An 18170-nucleotide genomic window follows, 5' to 3' on the forward strand; every position below is an offset into this window, starting at 1 on the left:
GTCATCCCACAACCTGCTGCGAGAGACTCCCCTTGAGGTAGAGGAACAGCTGCAGAGGGTCCAGATCCGCTGCGGTGAGGAGAGGGCCGAGGTCTCGTCGGGCCTGCTCACCCTGGGCTGCAGGGCGGGGTGCTCCGCTGTGGAACGTGGCAGACGGAGTCGCCGGGGCCGGGACGCGGAAGCTGGTCCACTGCGTACCCCGCTGGCGCACGAGGACCGGCCGGTGCCAGGCCATGAAGCAGGGAACCCGGGTGCCCTGACCGCGGGCGCGGGCGAGCACGGGGCCGGGCCACAGGCCGTCGGGCAGGCCAGCCAGCACCGTGACTGCCTTCGCACACGCGGCCTGCGGGTTGCTGAACTCGCCCGCCAGTTCCCAGACACCGGCCTCGTAGGTCGCGCTCAGATGGGCGACAGCCAGAGCCCGGTGCGCCTCGAGGACGGGGTCCGGTACGGCGCGGGCCCGCTTGCCGAGAGCTTCGACGTCAGCCTTGGTGGCCACGGGAGCCCCTCGACGGCTCGCCTGCAAGTAGAGGTCCGCCGCACGGTCCGGCTGCGCACGGGCGACGGCGGTACGGCTCATCCTCCAGGCGGTGGCTGCCACCGGTTCCGCCTCCGGTCCCTCGATCTCACCGTGCAGGCCGAGGAGCGATATGTGTACGGCGATCACCGCATCAAGGCGTTCTCCCTGTTCCGCGGGCAGGTCCTCGTCCGCCGGCCACCGGTCCGCTGCGGCGACCGCGGTGAGTGCGCGGAGCAGGTCCGCCGTGACGGCGCGCCAGCTGTAGTCGTTCTCGTCCCAGGCGCCCGCGGCGAGGAGCTGCAGGTGCAGGGCAGCGACCAGCAGCGTCGTCGGCAGGGACCACGGGCGGGGCCGGGCTCCAGGCACCTCGTCGCCCGCCGGGTCCGGCCGACCCTTCCCGACAGCCTCGGCGGCCGCCTTGTCCGCTGCCTCTGCCTCTGCCTCGGACGCCAGTCGGCGTGCCAGCCTGCTCATCCACCTGCGGGAGTATGCGCGTGCACCGTCAGGGAGCGCAGACGGAGCGTCCTCCACCTCCGCTACCGTGTCGAAGCCGGCTTCGGCAGCCTCCTCCTCGTCGTCCACCGAGAGGTACTCCGAGATCTGCCAGCGCTGCGCGGCCGGCGCCTGGGGCAGCTGCGGCAGGTCCATCGCGAGGGGGCCGAAGGCCACTTCGGTCAGCTCCGCGCCCAGTGTCCGGCGGCAGTCGGCCACCGTCGGCGGGACCCCGGCGGCCGACGTCGGCCGCCCCGCTGCATCCGTGACGACGAGTTCACGCAGCCGGGCGATGTCCTGCTCGAACCGTCGCGCCGCCACCGAGTCGCCGAACAGGTCATCGACGGCGTAGCCGCCGGAGAGGCGCGGGACCGTGTCGGTCGCGCCGCGCGGTGCACAGTGGTCGGCGCTGTAGAGGAAGGCGACGGCCGATTCGACGTACGTTCCGTCGGCCAGCCGGCAGGTGGCGCGCACTGCTGCCCCCGGTGCTGTCGCTGCCAGCGGGAACGCGCCGGTGTGACGGTCCACCGGGATCCGCCCGATCGTGGCCCACGAGCCCGGCGCGCCACCGTCCGACGAGAGTTCGACGGAGACCTCCACGCCCTCGGGACGACGGCCCAGTACGGCCTCCAGCGCGGGACCGTCCGCCCGCACGCCGAGCAGCACGAGCGCGGGCGCAGTTCCCGCTCCGCCGCGGCCTGCCACCGTGGAGCCGGTGAGCTCCGGGGCAGGGGTGGCCGGTCCCTCGTTCGGCAGCAGCGGGTCGGTGTCGGACGCCAGGACGGCGAGTTCGCAGTTGCGGGCGGGGCCGTTCCCGGTCCCCCGCGGGGCGTCCCCCACGGCACGGCCGAGTGCCGCCTGGGTCAGGTTGGGGCTTCCGGTGAGCGCGTGCCAGCGGTCGCCCGTGCGCCACTCGATCAGCTTGCCGTGCCGCATCCTCGTCTCGGCGAGCTCGCGCACACGGGCGGCAGGGTGCCCGGCGAAGGCGCGCCTCACACCCTCCGCGTCGTAGCTGGACCACCTTCGCTGGAGTCCCAAGGTCACGTCGGCCGGGGACAGCCGCTCCCGGAGCAGCCGCAGCATCTCCCCCGAGGGGTCCACGAAGGGCGCGTACAGCCGCAGTTCGTCCACCGGTCCGGCGGGGAGTTGGTCGAGGAGAGGCCGGTGCAGGTTGTGCACCAGGCGCACGTCCGTTCCTTCCGCGTCGAGGGCGGGCGCCTCGCAGTGCAGCTCGGTCAGCAGGCCGGCAACGTGGCGCAGGTGTTCCTCCCACCAGGGGGTCATGGCGACCGCGTCCGGCAGCTCCTCCAGCCAGTCGGCGAGATCCGCCAGGAGCGGGTGGGAAGCCATTCCGTCCGTGGCGACGACCGTCCACAGTTCGTCGTTGGTGCCCCATCCCGACTGTGTCGGATTGCCCGAGCCGATGGCGGCGCGGCAGGCGTCGTCTCCCAGCAGCAGGGCCAGTTTTGGGTGGAAGGCCCCATGGCAGGAGGCGACGCCGTGGAGATATCCGCGCCCGGCCTGCCGTACGTCGACCGCCTCGTGCAGGGCGTGCCCGGCGTCCCCCAGGATCGCGACGCGGGCGCCCAGCGCGCGAGCCACCGGGACGGCGACCGCTTCCAGGAACGGGAGGTCGGTGGTGAAGCCGAGGACCAGGAACTCCCTGAGCGGTGCCTTGTCCGGGCGCTCCTGCCAAGCCCGCAGGAGGGAGACGGGCGAGGCGAATTCGGTGTGCACTGCTGCTGTCATGCCACCACGTCCAGGCTCGTCCGCGCCGCTCCGGTCAGAGTCAGGGAGCCGGCCTCACCCGCGTCGGCCTCGAAGAGGCCGAGCTGCCGGCCGATGGAACCCAGCTGAGGGATCCGGATGCCGATCTCCGCCTTCGACTCCTCGCCGATCCTGAAGTAGCGGTCGTTGCGCATGTGCAGGCGGGAGAAGATCTTGAGGCCGCCCGTCTGCGGGTCGTAGCGCAGCTTGCGCAGCGCCACCCTGCGGGACTGGGCCAACATGTCGTCCGCCAGGCGGGACGCCAGGTCCCGGACCGGCCGGTCACCGTACTCGCGCATCAGGGCCTCCACCCACATCGGGTCGAGGAACTCCCGCCGGTCGCCGAGGAAGGCGCGCTGGACCCCGGCGAACAGAGTGCCTGGGCGAGGATACGTGCCATCGGCGCCGTCACGGGCACGGAGGCCGCCCGCGAGGAGGACGCGGATGTCCCGCCAGGGAGCTGGTTTCTCCTCGAGGAGCCGTGGCTCGATGGGTACGGAATGCCCGGCCCGGTCGTAGGCTGGGCCAAGTCCGGCGAGCGCCTCGTTGACGGTCCCGTCAGGCACCTGGTCGCACAGCCAGGCACGGAGCTCGGCCGCCGACATGTCCTGTCCACCGTCTTGCCCGTCCTGCGTTCCGACCTCCGTCACGAGGTCCGCCCACAGCCTGCGCCACGCGGACACCGAGTAGTGGCGCAAGAGCAGCCCCCGCCACCTGGCTGCCTCGGGGGCAGTGGAGAGTACGGGGTCGTCGGTCAGGCGCGTGCCGAACGCGACGGTCTCCCGCAGCGCACCGGTGTACGAGTCCCCTCCGTGCAGCGCGACCGCCCGCGCGAGGACGCGCAGCGTGGCCCTCCGCGTCCGGTCGGTGGCCTGCCATTCCTCCGGCCGGTGGATCCCGTCGCGGGTCGCGGTCAGCAATGAGCCGAGCCAATCCCGCTCCTCGGCACACGGCTGACCCAGCGCTGCAGCCCCGGCTTCCTGCAACTCGGCGGGCCGAACCTCGGTCCGCCTGGAGCCTGCAAGGGCGAGCAGTGGCGCGAACAGCTCGCGGACCTCTGCGGGGCATTCGTGCCGTCCCGGCCGGATCCTGCCGCCGTCGTACCCGACGATGCCGAGGACCTGGGCAGGAGCACCGTACTGGGACCAGAAGCCCCACGAACGGGGCGAGTAGACCCGGGCGGTCCGGTCAAGGTCGAGCCCGTCGTCGGCAGACAGCCGGGGGTACACGCCGTCATGGCCGTGTGGGAAAAGCCCGTCGGGGATGCCGCCCGGCGACTGCGCGATCTGTACCGCTGCGAGCAGCACCTCTGCGCGGCGCAGCAGCTCACGGCAGCCCTGGGCGTCAAGGTCCCGGCGCTCACCCTCGACGGCGGCCGCGGCATAGAGCGTGTAGTAACGCGCGTACTTGGTGACGCTGGACACCCCCGGCACGAGCCGGTCAACCAACCTCCGGACAGGCCCTTCGACGGACAGGGGGAACTTGGGACTCCGATGCCCCAGCCCCTCCTTGGCCCACGCCGGCCCCACTGTCTCCGCCCGCAACCTGCTGCCTTCCCCCTCGGCTGCTCCAGACCATACATCGGCCGCCTGACACCGACTCAGGGGGAGCCGGTAGTGCGATGAACGTCCAGTGCGGGTCGAGCTGCGCCACGCAACCAGATGGCGTCCAATTAGCGCCTGGAATTCTGCGGCATCCAGCCTGCCCACCACAGCTCCACCCTCAGGCGGCTTCCCAGAGGCCGGCGTCAAGCACACGGGCCGCCTTCGTGATACTGCCCGGCATAAGATGCCGATAGGTACGATAGGTTTCCTCGATGGACTTGTGCCCCATCCATTCGGCTACATCGGTGATCGGTATGCCTTTACCCAGGGCATTTGACGCGAAGTAGTGACGGAAACCATACATGCCCATGCCGTGCACCGGGGGAAGGTCTTTAAACAGCCTCTGCACACGACGGCGCTCCATGCCTTCGGTGTAATAGCCGCTCGGCCCTCTGAGGAGATAGCCTTCCTCCGTCGTTCCATACTTCTCTTCGAAACGCTCCATCGCCTCTCGCACGGTACGCGGCAGCGGCACCTCTCTGAATTCACCGACCTTTCGGTGCTTGAGCTTCGCTGGCTTCTGCAGGTTCGAATGGATCTGCTCGTGGACTCGGTAGACATCGTCTGCAACCACGTTGTTGATGTTCACCGCCCGCGCTTCACCATTGCGGAGACCACACCCGACCATCATCGTGATCTCCAGTGCAAGGTCTTTGTCTGCCACCCCAAGGGCCTTGGTGATGTAGTCCAACTTGGGAATGACAACCTTGCTACGGACGTATTCGGGATCCTGCACGCCCTTCACCGGATCCTCAGCCATCGCACCCTTGTCGTAGGCGTCTCTCAGGATCGACTTCAGGGTGCGAAATATATTCATCTGATTGCCGCGCCCGACACCATTGGCCTCAAGGTCATCGAGGAACTGCTCAACGACGCTCGGGGTGACCGAGTTCAGCTTTCGGGAGCCGATGGCAGGATTGATGTGGACCTTGATGTAGCTGCCGACATGCTGCGTGGTTGAGTAATCGGTCATCTTGCGCTGCCGAGGCAACCACGTCTCCGCATACTCCTTGACCGTCTTCTGCCCCAATTCACGACGCGCTTCGGCCACGGTCGGGGCCGTCTGCTTCTTGGTCTTATAGAGCGCTGTGAGGCGATCTATCGCGTCGTCCTGCGTGCTGAAACCAGTCTCCTCGCGCTGCTTCCCCAGCGCGTCCCGGAAGCGAATCGTGTATGTGTGGGAGCAGCGCGTTTGCCTGGCGCAGTCACAGGGCTTGAAGAACGTGCCCATGCCGCGGGCGAGCTGTCGAGCCATGAGTGGGAGCCTTCCGGAGCCGTGCGGGCGACCGCTGGCCCGGCCCCCGCTGTCTCGCCCGGAGGTCAGCATCGCCGGAACGGGGTCCGGTCTCATGCTGAGTGTTTGCTGACCTGGGCCCGGCCATCATGGCCCTGACCTGCGCAGATGACCAAATGTCAGATGTTGGACTTGATCATGGTGCGCAGCATTTTGGACTCCTAGAAGACGGCTCCCTGCCAGCTTTCTGCAGGTCAAGGGCACTACGCACTCTACACGGAGGCATGTTGAGACGAAGATAAAAAGGAACATCGTCCTCGCTGTCGAGAAGCCTCGCAGCCTGCGCTTCTGCGTTAACAGGGCTGTTCTGACGCCGCCGACCAGGCGTCACGTCAGACAGCTCCTCAGGAATACTCAGGGACTGATGCTGACCAGATGCTGACTTTCCTGACGCCACATCAGGTGTGCTCCCGGACCAGTCTGGGACCAAATTCCGGCCAGCACCCACCCTGACTCACGCTCGATCATGGACGAGGGCTTCGCGGTCTTTGTGCGCAGACTCCGAGGGCTGTCACTGCGGCAGTGATCGACAGCGCTGCAAGTAAAGAGAACAGCGCAGGGTAGCCGCCGAGTGGTCTGGCCAGGACGGCACCGGCGAAGGGGACGAAGGCGGCTGCGGCGTGGGCTGGGGCTCCGAGGAGTCCGGAGAGCCGGCCGTAATGGGTGGTGCCCCACCGGTCGGTGACGGCAGTGGCCTGGAGGAGGGTGAGGTTGCCGCGGATCACTCCCGCGAGGACCGACACGGCAACGAGTAGGGCGTACGGGCTGGCGACGGTGGCGAGGCTGCGGTGGAAAGGGTGCCGAGGGCGATCAGGGTGACGGTGCGGGCGGTGACGCCCAAGTGGCGGGCAAGGGTGGCGTAGAGAACGCCGGCCACGCCCCCAGAGGGCCGCCGGCTTCCTGTGCCACCTCGCCGGGGATCGCGTCGAGGTCCGGTCCGCAGATTCCGTGCCCGGCGACGCGATCAACCCGTCCGCCGTGGCCGCCATGGCCGAGCTCGGCATCGACATCTCCGCCCAGAGACCGAAGGTACTGACCACCGAGGCCGTCCAGGCATCCGACTACGTGAGCGCCATGGGCTGAGGCGACGCCTGCCCGTACTTCCCCGGCAAGAAGTACCTCGACTGAACTGATCGGCTGACGGACACCTCACTGGGGGCGGCGTGCCATAGGCCAGGCGCACGAACTTCCCACTTCGCCGAGTACCGCGCCGGGCTGGAGGCCGCCGGGTTCACGAACGTCCAGATCACCACGACCCACCCGGTGGCCGACGGCATCCGGGCATGGGCTCCGACCAGGCGAAAGCTGTCGGGTGAGTCTTCTGGCCAGGACATGAGACATACGCCATCCGGTTCAGCCGCCGAAATGCTCGGAGCTGTGACCTAGGGTGAGGGCGCAGCTGGTTCGCCCCGTCCGCCAGGCGGGATGCGTCGTAAGAGGGAACCCGGTGGGAATCCGGGACTGCCCCGCAGCGGTGAGCGGGAACGACCGCCGTCATACGCACTGGGACCGGAGAACAGAACGGTCCCGGGAAGCGACGGTCAGTAGGTGCCCGCCGGGAGACCGGCAGGCGTGTCCGTGAGTCCGAAGACCTGCCCGCTGCCCGTGCGCGACGAGCGCGTACGGAGACCCGAGGGCCTCGTGGGCGGGCCGGCGGCAGCGGGCACCACCAGTCCCGTCGCTCCTTCGCGCCCGCGGCACGCCGTCGGGTCGAGCCACGACTCGCGAAGGAGAGTTCCGTGACCACGGACACCACCGCAGGCTCCCGCGCCCACAAGGCGCCGGCCGACTCCCGTGTGACCCTCGCCCACATCATGAGCGAGCACGACACGAACCTCTACGGCACCATCCACGGCGGCGTCGTCATGAAGCTCATCGACGACGCGGCCGCAGCGTCGGCGGGCCGCCATGCCGACGGGCCAGCCGTGACGGTCTCCGTGGACCGCATGACGTTCCTCGCCCCCGCCCGCGCCGGGGACCTCCTCACCGTCCACGCCCTCCTCGAACGCGCCGGCCGGACCTCCATGACGGTGGCCGTACGCGTCACCGCCGAACGCTGGAACGCCACCACCACCCCCGCCACCGACGTGGCCACCGCCCTGCTGACCTTCGTCGCCATCGATGCCGAGGGCCGTCCCCGCCCGGTCCCCGGCCTGTTGGAGGTGTAGGCAGGTCCGTTGTCAGGCCCCGGCCGCGTCCGTGCGCTCGGGCGAGCGGCTGAAGCGGACCGGGGCCTGGAAGCGGGCCTTGCGGGCGGCTCGGCGGAAGACGGTCAGGACGGCCGGGCCGGCCAGGCAGATGCAGATGAGGTTGGTGACGGCCCGGCCGGTGTCCCAGCCGAGGGAGGTCGCGAGGTCGAAGGCGAGGTAGCGCTGGAACTGCTCGGTGAAGGGCAGACCGGGCAGGTACGCGATGGAGCTGTTGGGGTCGAGGGAGAAGGGCCAGAAGGAGAGGTTGAGGAGGAACCCGAAGAGGTACCCGGAGACCGAGCCGTAGGCGGCGAGCATGAGCACCTCGCGGCGGCCGGTGGCCCTGGGCAGGAGGCCCGCGAGCATGCTGACGAAGGCGCAGCCGAACATCTGGTACGGCATCCAGGGCCCGACCCCGCCGGTGATCAGCGCGGAGGCGAAGAGCGAGGTGCAGCCCAGCGTGAAGCCGAAGCCGGGCCCGAAGACGCGGCCGGCGAGGACGAGGATGAAGAAGACAGTCTCGATGCCCGCGGTGCCCGCGCCCAGGGGGCGGATGGCCGCATTGACGGCGGACAGCACGCCGAGCATGGCGAGGGCCTTGGAGTTGATGCCGCCCTCGGCGATCTCCGAGATGACGACGGAGAGGACGATCACCAGCAGCACGCCGAAGATCAGCGGCGGGGCGTAGTTCGAGCCGAACTTTCCGGGGGCGACGAGGAACGGCCAGAAGAAGGCCACGATGCCGAGGAAGGCGGCCAGGGCGATGACCAGGGCGGCACGCGGGCCGATGCGGATGGCGGGGCTGAGCGCGGTCATGGGGCCGTGTCCGTTCCGTCGTCGTCACTGAGGGCGTCGACCGCCTGGGCGACGGTGAGGTACGGGTGCGGTGCGAGGATCTTCGCGGTCTGCGGGGCGAAGACCGGTGAGGCGACGATAACTTCGGTGGTCGGACCGTCGGCCACGATGTCCCCGTCGGCCATGACCACGACGCGGTCGGCGGCTCGGGCGACGAATTCGACGTCGTGGGTGGAGATGACGACGGCCCGGCCTTCGGCGGCCAGGTCATCGACGATCCGGATCAACTGCTCCTTGGCCCGGTAGTCCAGTCCGCGGGTCGGCTCGTCGAGGAGCAGGACCTCCGGTGCCGCGGCCAGTTGGACGGCGAGGACCAGGGCGAGCTTTTGTCCCTCGGAGAGGTCGCGCGGATGGGTGGTGTCGGGTATGCCGGGCGCCAGGCGATCCAGGAACGCGCGGGCCGGGGTTCCGTTCGCAGTCACTCCCGACTCGGCGTCGGCCTGCTCGAGTTCCTGCTTCACCGTCTCCAGGTACAGCAGGTCCGTGGGGGTTTGCGGAACCAGACCCACGAGCTTGCGGGCCTCGGCAGCAGGAAGCTTGCGAGGATCGGCCGGCTTCCCCGGGCCGGATGGTATGCCCACCGAGCCCGCGGTGCGGGGGCCCGACCCCTGGAGGGCCCACAGAAGGGAGGACTTGCCGGAGCCGTTGCGGCCCATGAGCGCGGTCACCTCACCGCCGTGCAGGGTCAGGTCCACCTCACGGACGGCCGGTACGCCGTGGTAGGTCACGGTCACGCGGCGGGCGGTCAGGAGAGTGCTCCGGTCCGACGCGGTCAGGGGGCGGGCCGGACCGGGGACCGTGCCGGCCAGCCGGGTACGTACGGGCGCGGCGGCGCGGCGGGCGTCGCGGATCGACAGGGGCAGCGGGTCCCAGCCCGCGGCACGGCCCAGTTCCACGATCGGCGGCGCGATGGACGTCGTACGGAAGACCTCCGCGGGCGGGCCCGAGACGACGCGGCCGTCGCCGGGCAGGTGGATGACGCGGTCGGCGTACTGGACGACGCGCTCCAGGCGGTGTTCGGCGAGGAGGACGGTGACGCCGAGGTCGTGGACGAGGCGGGTGACGGCGGCCAGGACCTCCTCGGCGGCGGTCGGGTCAAGGGCGGAGGTGGGTTCGTCCAGGACGAGGATCCGGGGATGCGCGGTGAGGACGGAGCCGATGGCGACTCGCTGCTGCTGTCCGCCGGAGAGTTCGTGGAGGGCGCGGTGGCGCAGGTCGGCCAGGCCGAGGAGGTCGAGGGTCTCCTCGACGCGTTTGCGCATGGTGGCGGCTGGTACCGCCAGCTGCTCCATGGTGTAGGCGAGTTCCTCTTCGACGGTGTCGGTGACGAAGCCGTCGAGGGGGTCCTGGCCGACGACGCCCACGACGTCGGCGAGTTCGCGGGGCGGGTGGTCGGCGGTGTTGCGGCCGTCAACGAGGACGCGGCCGTACAGGGTGCCGCCGGTGAAGTGGGGGACGAGGCCGTTGACGGCGCCGAGGAGGGTGGACTTGCCGACGCCGGTGTGGCCGACGACGAGGCAGAGTTCGCCTTCCTCGACGGTCAGGTCCACGTCCCTGATCACGGGTTCTTCGGTGTCGTCGTACTGGACGGAGACCTGGTCGAAGGTGATCACGTGGCTGCCTCGGTGCGCGGTACGGGGACGGGGGCTGCGGGGCGGGGTGCCAGGAAGCTGGCGGCGCCCGCGAGGAGGATGGCGGCGGCGGGGACGAGCGGGAGCGTGGGCCAGCTGAGCGGGTAGATCGACGGGTTCAGTTCGGCCGCGTCAAACCCGGCGTGGCTGAAGAGCAGGACGGCGGAGAGGACGCCGCAGCCGGCGACCGCCCACTCGGAGAAGAGCCAGGGGTCGGGCCGGTAGGTGGTGCGCGTGATGCGCCGGCCGCCGAGGCGCAGTCCGGCCACGCAGAGCAGCGCCCCGACGGCCATGGCGGGCAGCCCCAGCAGTTTCGGGGCCGTGGCGTCCAGGAGGCCATACGCTCCGGCGCACATCCCGCACATGCCCAGCAGCATCAGCACGCCGGTGATCCGGCGGGAGCGGCGGGTGGCGGTGCCGGCCCGACCGTAGCCGCGCGAGTCCATGGCGGCGGCGAGCCGCAGGGATCGTTCGAGTGCGTCTTCCAGGACGGGGACGACGATCCCGCGCAGCGCCCGCAGGCCCTTGGTGCGGCCGGCCCGCAGCCGCCGGGCGCGGTGGATGCGCTGGACGCTCTGGACGAGCTGGGGGGCGACGCTGATCGACACGGTGACGGCGACGCCGAGTTCATACAGGGCCCCGGGCAGGACGCGCAGGGCCCGTTTGGGGTTGGCGAGGGTGTTGGCGGCGCCGATGCAGCAGAGCATGCAGGCCAGGCGCAGGCCGTCGGTCGCGGCGGAGAGCAGCGCCTCGAGCGACACCGGGCCGCCGAGCTGGATGCCTGCGTACCAGTCGGGGGTGGGGATGTGCGGGAGGGAGAAGAGGAAGTGGTCGTGCGGGGTGATGCCGGTGGCGAAGACGGCCCGGAAGGCGACGCGGATCGTGACGACGGTCAGCGCCAGGTAGAGGTAGTACTTGAAGCCTCTAGCCCAGGGGGCTTCGGTGCGGCGCATGGTGATGACGTAGCCGAGGACGGCCAGGACCAGGAACAGCAGGAGCGGGTTGTTGGTCCGGCTTACGGCGGTGGCCAGGGCGAGCGCCCAGATCCACCAGGCCACCGGGTGCAGGGTGCGGGGCAGGCGGTGGCCGCCCTTGTCCGGCGCGGGGCCGGGCTTGGGCGGCGAGGCCGCCGCCGACGGGATCGTGCGTGCCATGCGGGCTACTCGGTACGGCGGCGGCGCTTGGCCGCGTAGGCGGCGCCCCCGCCGATCAGCAGGACCAGGGCGCCGGTGGCGACGGCGGGCAGGTACGAGCCGGCGTCGTGTTCGGCGTCCGCGGCGGGGGCCGCGTCGACGACCTTGGGGCCCTCGCTCGGCGCTGCCGCAGCAGCGGCGCTGGGCGGAGGGGAGGACGCGGAGGTACTGGCTGACGGGGTGGCCGAAGCGGTGGGGCTGGAGCTGGGTGCGGGGATCGTCGGTGAAGGGGTCGTGGACTGCTGGGGCGGCGAAGCCGGCTGCTCAGGCTTCGGCCCGGTGTTCGTGCCGGGCGGGACCGGCGCGGCGGTCCGGGTGTCCTTGGGCTGGGGCTCGCTGCCGCCGGTGGGCTTGCTGTTGTGGGCACGCAGCTGGTCGGGGGTGACGGTGGGCTTGCCCTCCGTTCCCTCGATGTTGGTGCCGCCGAAGATCCACAGGTCCACGCTGCCCGGCTTGGGCCTGTAGAGCATGGCGCCGAGCTGGCTGTAGGTCCAGGTGTTCTGCCCGGGATCGGCATGCCAGTACGACCAGTACGCCGAGGCCGGCGGTGTGAGGACACAGTCGTCCTGCGCCGGTGTCGGGAACTGCTTGCCGCCCTGGTGGCCGCTGTAGCCGATGCGGCAGATGAAGGCGGGGCCGTCGTGGCCGGTGCCGGTGGTGGCCCAGCCGCCCTGGTTGAGAAGCTCGTAGCCGGTGGTGGGCGTCGTACCACAGGAGCGGTAGACGGGTCCGCCCCAGTGGCTGAAGTCGACCGCGAGGACGACGCCCGCCGAGGTGGTGCACTGGCCGATGGGCTGCGGGGCGGCTGCGGCCGGCGAAGTGGTGGCGGTCAGGGAGGCCAGGGTCAACCCGACTACCGCCGCGAGGTTGCCGACAGCGCGTACGAACCGGCTGGTCACTGGTGGGCCCCCTTCGCCGTGCGGCGGGTACGGGCAGCGCGTACGAAGCCGTAGCCGAGCAGCGTGAGGAGTGCGGCCGCGGCGCCGATGCCGATCACCTGTGTACCGGTGTGGGCGAGCCCGCCGCCCCCTCCTCCGCTGCCGCCGGATCCGCCGCCGTTCTCGCCGGGGGTGACGATCTTCGGGGTGGTGGGCGTGCCGGAGGGCTGGGCCGACCCGGTGGGGGTGGGCTGCGGGGTGGTGCCGGCGAGGCTGCGGGTGAGGGTGCCGAAGGAGATGCCGGTGGCGCCGCCGACGGCCTGGGTGGAGGCGCGCAGGTCGGAGCCGGGCTGGGCGTCCTTGGCGATGTTGAAGCCGCCGTCGCCGTTCTGCTGGGAGGTGAGGAAGGCCAGGGCCTTGGTGATCTGCGTCTTGTACGTGGTGCCGTCGAGGGAGAGGGCCTGGACGGCCAGTGCGGCGGAGTTGACCGAGTTGCCGGAGGCTCCGGGGAAGCCGCCGTCGGGCTTCTGCTGGGCTGCGAGCCAGGCGAGGGCCTTGTCGACGGCCGCCTGGGACTGCTGGTCGGGCAGGAGGTCGAGGGCCATCGCGGCGATGGCGGTGGAGTCCACCTCCTCCCCGCTCGGCTCGCCGATGAGGCTGACCCAGGCGCCCGACGGCTTCTGGAGGGTCTTCAGGTAGGCGATGGGCTCGGCCGCGGCGGTGCTCTCCCCCGCCCGGACCTGGGCGATGACGCCCAGGGACTGGGAGAAGACGGAGGTGGCGTTGGTGTAGGCACCCTTGTCGGCGCAGGAGCGGTCGGGCGCCGGGGTCTTGGCCGGGCAGACGGCCTTGGCGAGGGCGGTGATCAGGTCCTGGCCGCCGAAGTGGCGGGGGTCGCGGCCGACGGCCTCGGCGAGCAGGGCCGCCTTGCCGAGGGAGCCGCCGCCCGCGTACTTGGTGCCAATGTTCGTCCAGGAGGCGAGGGTGCGGCCGGTGCCGTCCTTGCCGCCGTGATCGAGGAAGTCGACGATGCCGCGCAGGGCCGCGTTGTCGGCGCCGGTGGCGGCCAGGGCGTACGCACCGTCGATGGTCAGGCCGTAGTCGGCGAAGCCGGTGCCGGCGGTGCTCTCGTAGTAGTGGCCCTGGATGAGCCGGGTGGGGTCGGTGAGGTAGGCCGAGCCCTTCTTGAGGTCCGGTCCGCCCTCGGGACGGGGCGTCGGCCCGGTGGTGGGACCGGTCGGGGAGGGCGAGGGCTCGGGCTTCTTGGTGGTCAGGGTGACCAGGTCGCTCTTGGCCCCGGCGATGACGGCGGGGACGGTGGCGAACAGCAGCGGGTCGGTGCCGCCGGCCTCGAAGGCGAAAGCGCCGCTGGGCAGTTGCTGCTTGGACAGCCAGGAGACGGCCGCGTCCGCCCGGTCTGTCTCGCCCAGGTGGCGCAGGGCCTGGGCTGCGAAGCCGGTGGCGTACGCGCTGCCCACCGTGCCGTACGCGGCGGCGGGCAGGCCACCGTCCGCGAGCTGGGCCTTCTTCAGGAAGTCGCGGGCCTTGGCCACCTCCGCCTCGTGGCCGCCGGCCCGTTGGAGGGCGAGGGCGGCGAGGCCGGTGGCTCCGGGCTCGCTGTCGCAGCCGTCGCCGCGGCGGATCAGCATGCTGGTGAAGCCACCGTCCTGGCACTGCATGTCGGTCAGGCGGGCCACTGCGTCGGCGGGCGGGCGGACGCCGCCCCCGAGCAGGGCGATCACGGCCAGGGCCTGCCCCTCGGCCTGGCCGGAGGTGGTGGGAAAGTCACCCCTGACGGTGCAGCCGGGTACGGGCGTGGGGGCGTCCGATCCGCTGGTGCATACGTCCTTCACGAGGTCGCCGAGCAGGTCGTGGCCGCCGACGGCGCGGGGGTTGCCGCCCGTCGCCTCGGCCACGAGGGCGAGCCGGGCCGCGGCCGCCGCTTCCGGCGCCCGGTCCTTGCCGGACGGGTAGGCGTACGCCTCGGTGTGCTCGGGCCGGGCCAGGAAGGCGGCTACCTTCGCGGCCGCCGGGCTCTTCGGGTCGGCGGCGGCCAGGGCGAGGGCGGTCTCGGCGGTCAGGGTGTAGTTGGGGGTTTCGGAGCCCTCGTCAACGACGCGTTCGCCGTCCTTGAGCTGTGCGGTGAGCCAGCGGGTGGCCGCGGGGAGGTCGACCGCGCCGGGCGGGACGACGGGCCCGCTCGTGTCGGTGGGCTTGGGCGAGGCCCCGCCGCCGGCGCGGACGTCGTCCGGGGAGAAGGTGGGCTTGCCGGTGCTGCCGCCGACGTCCGTGCCGCCGAAGACCCACGCGTCCACGTCACCCGGCTTGGGGGTACGGGCCATCGCGCCGAGCGGGCTGTACGTCCAGTTCGCCTGCCCGGGCGAGGCCGTCCAGTAGGACCAGTAGGCAGAGGCCTGCGGGGTGAGCTGGCAGGGCTCCTTGTCCGGCGTCGGGTACTGCGTACCGGAGTTGAAGGAGCCGTAGCCGATCCGGCAGATGAAGGCGGGGCCGTCGTGGACGGTGCCGGTGGTGGTGAATCCGGCTTCGTGGAGCAGGTCGTAGCCGGTGGTCGGGGTCGTGTCGCAGCCGCGTTCGACCTTGCCGCCGAACGGGCCGAAGTCGACGGCCACGACCGCGCCGACCGTGGCCGTGCAGTCCTTGACCGGGTCGGCCGTCGCCGTCGTGGACGGCGCGAGGAAGGCGACGGTCACACCGCAGACGAGCAGCATCGCCGCCGTGATGGACAGCAGCCGATGTCTGGCGCTCGTGTGCTGGCCTGCCCACTGTTCGGTGTCCACCCGCAGCCCCCTCGTCCAGGCCGGACGGACGGGGTACGTGGCGAGACGCCCCGTGCGCGATGTCCGCAGGGGCGTTGACGACCACGCCGTAGTCCGCGACGGCGCTCTTCGTTCATGACACGGCCACAGGCAATCCGGCTCGCCCGGGACGATCGCCGGGCCTACGGTTGCGGGTCAGCGCCGGAATTCGACCGGCTTCCCCTGGGGCTGAGTACTTGTCAGCCGCCATGGAACACGGCCCCGAGTGCACCGTCAAGGTGGGATGCGTCTCATCCGGCTGCCGGGGCAGGGCACTTGGCGCCATGCTGGCGGACCCTTGATCACTGGGGTAGCGTCCTGGGCGCCACATGGGGGAACTCGGTGAGAATCCGGGGCTGACGCGCAGCGGTGTGGCACGGCGGACGCCGTGCCGAGCCCGAATGCCCGTGCGGTGACGAAGCATCAGGAAGCCGTACCACGCGTCCCGGACGGCGGCCCCTTCCCCAGGTCGTGCCGCGGTCCGCGCACGGTCCCCGGGCGAGGTCGGCCGGCGTTCGCCGATCTCAGGAGCAGGTCATGAACCGTTCCCTCACCCCCCGCCGCCTCGCGATTGCGGTCCCTGCCGCAGTCGGCGCGTTCGCCCTCGCCGTGGTGCCCGCCGCGGCCACGTCGACGCCCGCCCAGATCGCCACGTCGAAGACGAACGGTGTGGCGTACCTCAAGTCCCTTCAGGCCGCCGATGGTTCCTACGCCGGCTCTGGATTGTCCAACGAGTGGGCCTTCAGCGCCTTCGCCGCCGCGGGTACCGCGGTCGTCGACGTCGCGCCGGGCGGGGACACCACGAAGAACGCCCGGACCGTCTACCGGAACCTGCTGTCCACGTCCGGCTGGCCCTCGGCCTCCCCGGTCGTCACCGACTATGAGCGCGGCACCCTGAACGCGTACGCGGCCGGTATCGACCCGGCCCGGGTCTCCGCCTCCCGCAACCTGATCGCGAACATCTACTCCTACTGGCAGACCCCCGAGCCCGGCTACTTCGGCCCCTCCGCCAACTTCAACGGCACCGTCTTCGCCGCCCTCGCCCTCGGCGGCGCCAAGACCCAGACGGGCAGCGCCCGCATACCGCAGGCCCTCACCAACTCCCTCGTCGCACGCATCCGCGCGAACCAGCACAACGACGGCGGCTGGCAGTACAGCAAGGCCGAGGGCAACCCGACCGCTCTGGCCACCGCCGGCGACATCGACATGACCGGCGCCGCCATGGCCGCCCTGTGCGCCTCGGGCGTCCCGGGCACCGACACCGACGTCGTCCAGGCGAAGAACTTCCTCAAGAGCAAGCTCGTCACCACCTCGGGCGCCTTCAACTCGATGTACGGCGTCAACACCAGCTCCAACGGCTGGGCCGTCGCCGGGCTCAACGCCTGCGGCATCAACCCCCAGACCGGGGATTTCCTCACCACCGCCGGCAAGACCCCGATCGACTTCCTCATCGCCAACCAGTACAACCCCGGCGGCGGCTTCAAGTACAAGCCGGCCGACACCAGCCCCACCGCCTACGCCTCGATCGACTCGTTGCGCGCGGTCGCCGGCGGCGGCTTCACCTCCACCCCGCCCGTCCCGGTCACCCCGGGCGCCCCACAGTGGGTGGCCCAGTCGACGTTCACCTCGGGGACCGCCACCAAGCTGGCGCTCACCGTGGACGACGGCGCCGGCGGCCTGAAGGTCTGCTCGGTCTCCTTCACCCCGACCGGCACGACCACCACCCTCGGCGACGTCCTGAACGCGGCGACCACGGCGGCCACCCCGGCCGGCTGTGTCACCAGCGTGACGCCGTCCTCCGGCACCGGCACCATCACTGCCGTCAACGGCAAGGCCAACAGCGGCTCCAACACCTGGAAGGTGAGCGTGGACGGCTCCGCCTTCGCCGGAGCCGCCCGCAACAAGGTGATCAACGTGGGCGACACCATCGCGCTGCGCTGGGGCGCCTGAGACGTGCGACGGGCGGGGGTACGCGTCCTGCTCCCCCGCCCGTGGTGCGGCACCTGCTCGGATCAGAAGGAGGTCCAGACGAACGACACCTGGTCGCCCGCGTTCAGCTTGAACTGGCAGCCGCCGACCGGGGTGGGCGTGCCGTTGACGGATATGTTCCAGTAGGCCGAGCCGCCCCCGCTGACACCCTTGATGGTGTCGACGGAGAAGTCGTCGAACGAGGCGTACCAGGTGCCGTCCCAGGCGAAGTAGTTAAGGCGGGCGGCGTCGTCCAGGGCGGCGGTCGGGGTGGGGACCTTGCTCGGGTTGGCGCCGCCGTTGGTGCCGTCGCACTTGTGGGTGCCGCCGGTGGCGGTGGTCACGTCGTGACCCTTGGTCGTGATCTTCCCCTTGAACAGCTGCCCGTCGGGGCCCTGCACGGTGAGGTTGACCTTGACCGGGGCGTTGGTGTTGACCGGCTTGGCGTGGGCGACGGCCGGGACGGCGGTGAGGCCGGTGAGGACGAGTCCCAGGGCGGCCGTGGTGACGACGGCGTGGCGGGCGGGGCTCAGGCGCATGGAGTGGCCTTTCTGACCGGTCCGGTCGGCCGATGCGGCTCCCGCGACCGGGACGTCCCACCCGCGGCAGGCGTACGAGCGCGCTGACGTGGTGTTCCGGCGGTACCGGGCTTCGCTCTGCAGACCGTGACAGTGGAAGCGGATGCTGCCGCGCGGCGGGCATCCCGACTCGCGGCGCAGGTCAGCGCGCCACACACGGTTGCAGGTCAGCGCCGGATTCCCACCGGCTTCCCCCGATCGCACAGCCATTCGGTTGTGGCCCGGCCGCAGCCGGGCAGTGGCATCGTACGGTGCGCGCCGTTCGCGGCCAAGTACCTTTTGCAGAAGGGGTACTGAACCGCTCACCGGGCCCAGGACGGTCCGGGCGGTCCGAGGTCCGGAGCTGTTTGGCTAGCCACGAGGGCCGATGACCGCGCGGGCGAAG

General features: G+C 71.0%; 10 protein-coding genes, 3 pseudogenes and 4 riboswitches. Of the genes and pseudogenes, 3 read left to right on the top strand and 10 right to left on the bottom strand.

The genetic code is table 11. The features are described from left to right. Position 1 precedes the first annotated feature (1 nt). From AC2RP6_RS07780 to AC2RP6_RS07795, 4 genes and pseudogenes are all read right to left on the bottom strand, one after another. On the bottom strand, positions 2 to 2761 hold the full coding sequence (locus AC2RP6_RS07780) for a phospholipase D-like domain-containing protein (protein WP_486445526.1): 2760 nt from the start codon (positions 2759 to 2761) through the stop codon (positions 2 to 4). Continuing rightward, positions 2758 to 4203, bottom strand: a complete 1446-nt coding sequence (locus tag AC2RP6_RS07785) for a hypothetical protein (protein WP_486445527.1) — start codon at positions 4201 to 4203, stop codon at positions 2758 to 2760. Before AC2RP6_RS07785 ends, AC2RP6_RS07780 begins: the two co-directional genes overlap by 4 nt. A gap of 298 nt (positions 4204 to 4501) precedes the next feature. Beyond that, complete coding sequence (locus AC2RP6_RS07790) at positions 4502 to 5638, bottom strand: tyrosine-type recombinase/integrase (protein ID WP_486445528.1); 1137 nt, start codon at positions 5636 to 5638, stop codon at positions 4502 to 4504. Positions 5639 to 6141: 503 nt separating this feature from the next. After that, positions 6142 to 6542 (bottom strand): annotated as a pseudogene (locus tag AC2RP6_RS07795) (MFS transporter); the annotation flags it as partial. A gap of 35 nt (positions 6543 to 6577) precedes the next feature. On the opposite strand from AC2RP6_RS07795, the pseudogene AC2RP6_RS07800 reads away from it, so the two are divergent. Together AC2RP6_RS07800 and AC2RP6_RS07805 are read left to right on the top strand one after the other, a co-directional pair. Then, positions 6578 to 6757: pseudogene (locus AC2RP6_RS07800) on the top strand (arsenate reductase/protein-tyrosine-phosphatase family protein); the annotation flags it as partial. Positions 6758 to 7060: 303 nt separating this feature from the next. Beyond that, a riboswitch (cobalamin riboswitch) is annotated at positions 7061 to 7291 on the top strand. A 200-nt stretch (positions 7292 to 7491) separates the two neighbouring features. Beyond that, positions 7492 to 7836, top strand: a pseudogene (locus tag AC2RP6_RS07805) (acyl-CoA thioesterase); the annotation flags it as partial. A 21-nt stretch (positions 7837 to 7857) separates the two neighbouring features. Here AC2RP6_RS07805 and AC2RP6_RS07810 read toward each other — a convergent pair. From AC2RP6_RS07810 to AC2RP6_RS07830, 5 genes are read right to left on the bottom strand one after another with little or no spacing between them, the layout of a single operon-like run. After that, positions 7858 to 8682, bottom strand: a complete 825-nt coding sequence (locus AC2RP6_RS07810; protein ID WP_366449241.1) for an ECF transporter S component — start codon at positions 8680 to 8682, stop codon at positions 7858 to 7860. Further along, a complete protein-coding gene (locus tag AC2RP6_RS07815; protein ID WP_366449242.1) occupies positions 8679 to 10334 on the bottom strand; it encodes an ABC transporter ATP-binding protein in 1656 nt (551 codons plus the stop codon). Before AC2RP6_RS07815 ends, AC2RP6_RS07810 begins: the two co-directional genes overlap by 4 nt. Further along, entirely contained in the window at positions 10331 to 11506 is a 1176-nt protein-coding gene (locus tag AC2RP6_RS07820; protein ID WP_486445529.1) for an energy-coupling factor transporter transmembrane component T, read from the bottom strand. The genes AC2RP6_RS07815 and AC2RP6_RS07820 overlap by 4 nt, the downstream gene beginning before the upstream one ends. A gap of 5 nt (positions 11507 to 11511) precedes the next feature. Then, on the bottom strand, positions 11512 to 12444 hold the full coding sequence (locus tag AC2RP6_RS07825; protein ID WP_366449244.1) for a hypothetical protein: 933 nt from the start codon (positions 12442 to 12444) through the stop codon (positions 11512 to 11514). Next, positions 12441 to 15221: a prenyltransferase/squalene oxidase repeat-containing protein gene (locus AC2RP6_RS07830; RefSeq protein WP_486445530.1), complete on the bottom strand. Its 2781-nt coding sequence runs from the start codon at positions 15219 to 15221 to the stop codon at positions 12441 to 12443. The genes AC2RP6_RS07825 and AC2RP6_RS07830 overlap by 4 nt, the downstream gene beginning before the upstream one ends. Positions 15222 to 15349: 128 nt before the next feature. Then, a riboswitch (cobalamin riboswitch) is annotated at positions 15350 to 15481 on the bottom strand. Positions 15482 to 15528: 47 nt separating this feature from the next. Beyond that, a riboswitch (cobalamin riboswitch) is annotated at positions 15529 to 15667 on the top strand. Positions 15668 to 15776: 109 nt separating this feature from the next. Between AC2RP6_RS07830 and AC2RP6_RS07835 the strand changes: the two genes are divergently transcribed. Then, positions 15777 to 17189, top strand: coding sequence for a prenyltransferase/squalene oxidase repeat-containing protein (locus tag AC2RP6_RS07835; RefSeq protein WP_486445531.1), 1413 nt, complete (start codon positions 15777 to 15779; stop codon positions 17187 to 17189). Between the two features lie 62 nt (positions 17190 to 17251). On the opposite strand, the gene AC2RP6_RS07840 is transcribed toward AC2RP6_RS07835, so the two are convergent. After that, positions 17252 to 17746 (bottom strand): DUF4430 domain-containing protein, encoded by a 495-nt coding sequence (locus tag AC2RP6_RS07840; RefSeq protein WP_366449246.1) that lies wholly within the window; start codon positions 17744 to 17746, stop codon positions 17252 to 17254. A 137-nt stretch (positions 17747 to 17883) separates the two neighbouring features. Continuing rightward, a riboswitch (cobalamin riboswitch) is annotated at positions 17884 to 18025 on the bottom strand. Positions 18026 to 18170: the final 145 nt, after the last annotated feature.

The sequence above is a fragment of the Streptomyces sp. WAC03905 genome (assembly GCF_057371075.1).

Excerpts from the sequence above, each read along its gene's own strand:
- AC2RP6_RS07780 (WP_486445526.1), bottom strand. The coding sequence starts at position 2,761 with ATGACAGCAGCAGTGCACACCGAATTCGCCTCGCCCGTCTCCCTCCTG.
- AC2RP6_RS07790 (WP_486445528.1), bottom strand. The coding sequence starts at position 5,638 with ATGGCTCGACAGCTCGCCCGCGGCATGGGCACGTTCTTCAAGCCCTGT.
- AC2RP6_RS07810 (WP_366449241.1), bottom strand. The coding sequence starts at position 8,682 with ATGACCGCGCTCAGCCCCGCCATCCGCATCGGCCCGCGTGCCGCCCTG.
- AC2RP6_RS07820 (WP_486445529.1), bottom strand. The coding sequence starts at position 11,506 with ATGGCACGCACGATCCCGTCGGCGGCGGCCTCGCCGCCCAAGCCCGGC.
- AC2RP6_RS07835 (WP_486445531.1), top strand. The coding sequence starts at position 15,777 with ATGAACCGTTCCCTCACCCCCCGCCGCCTCGCGATTGCGGTCCCTGCC.
- AC2RP6_RS07840 (WP_366449246.1), bottom strand. The coding sequence starts at position 17,746 with ATGCGCCTGAGCCCCGCCCGCCACGCCGTCGTCACCACGGCCGCCCTG.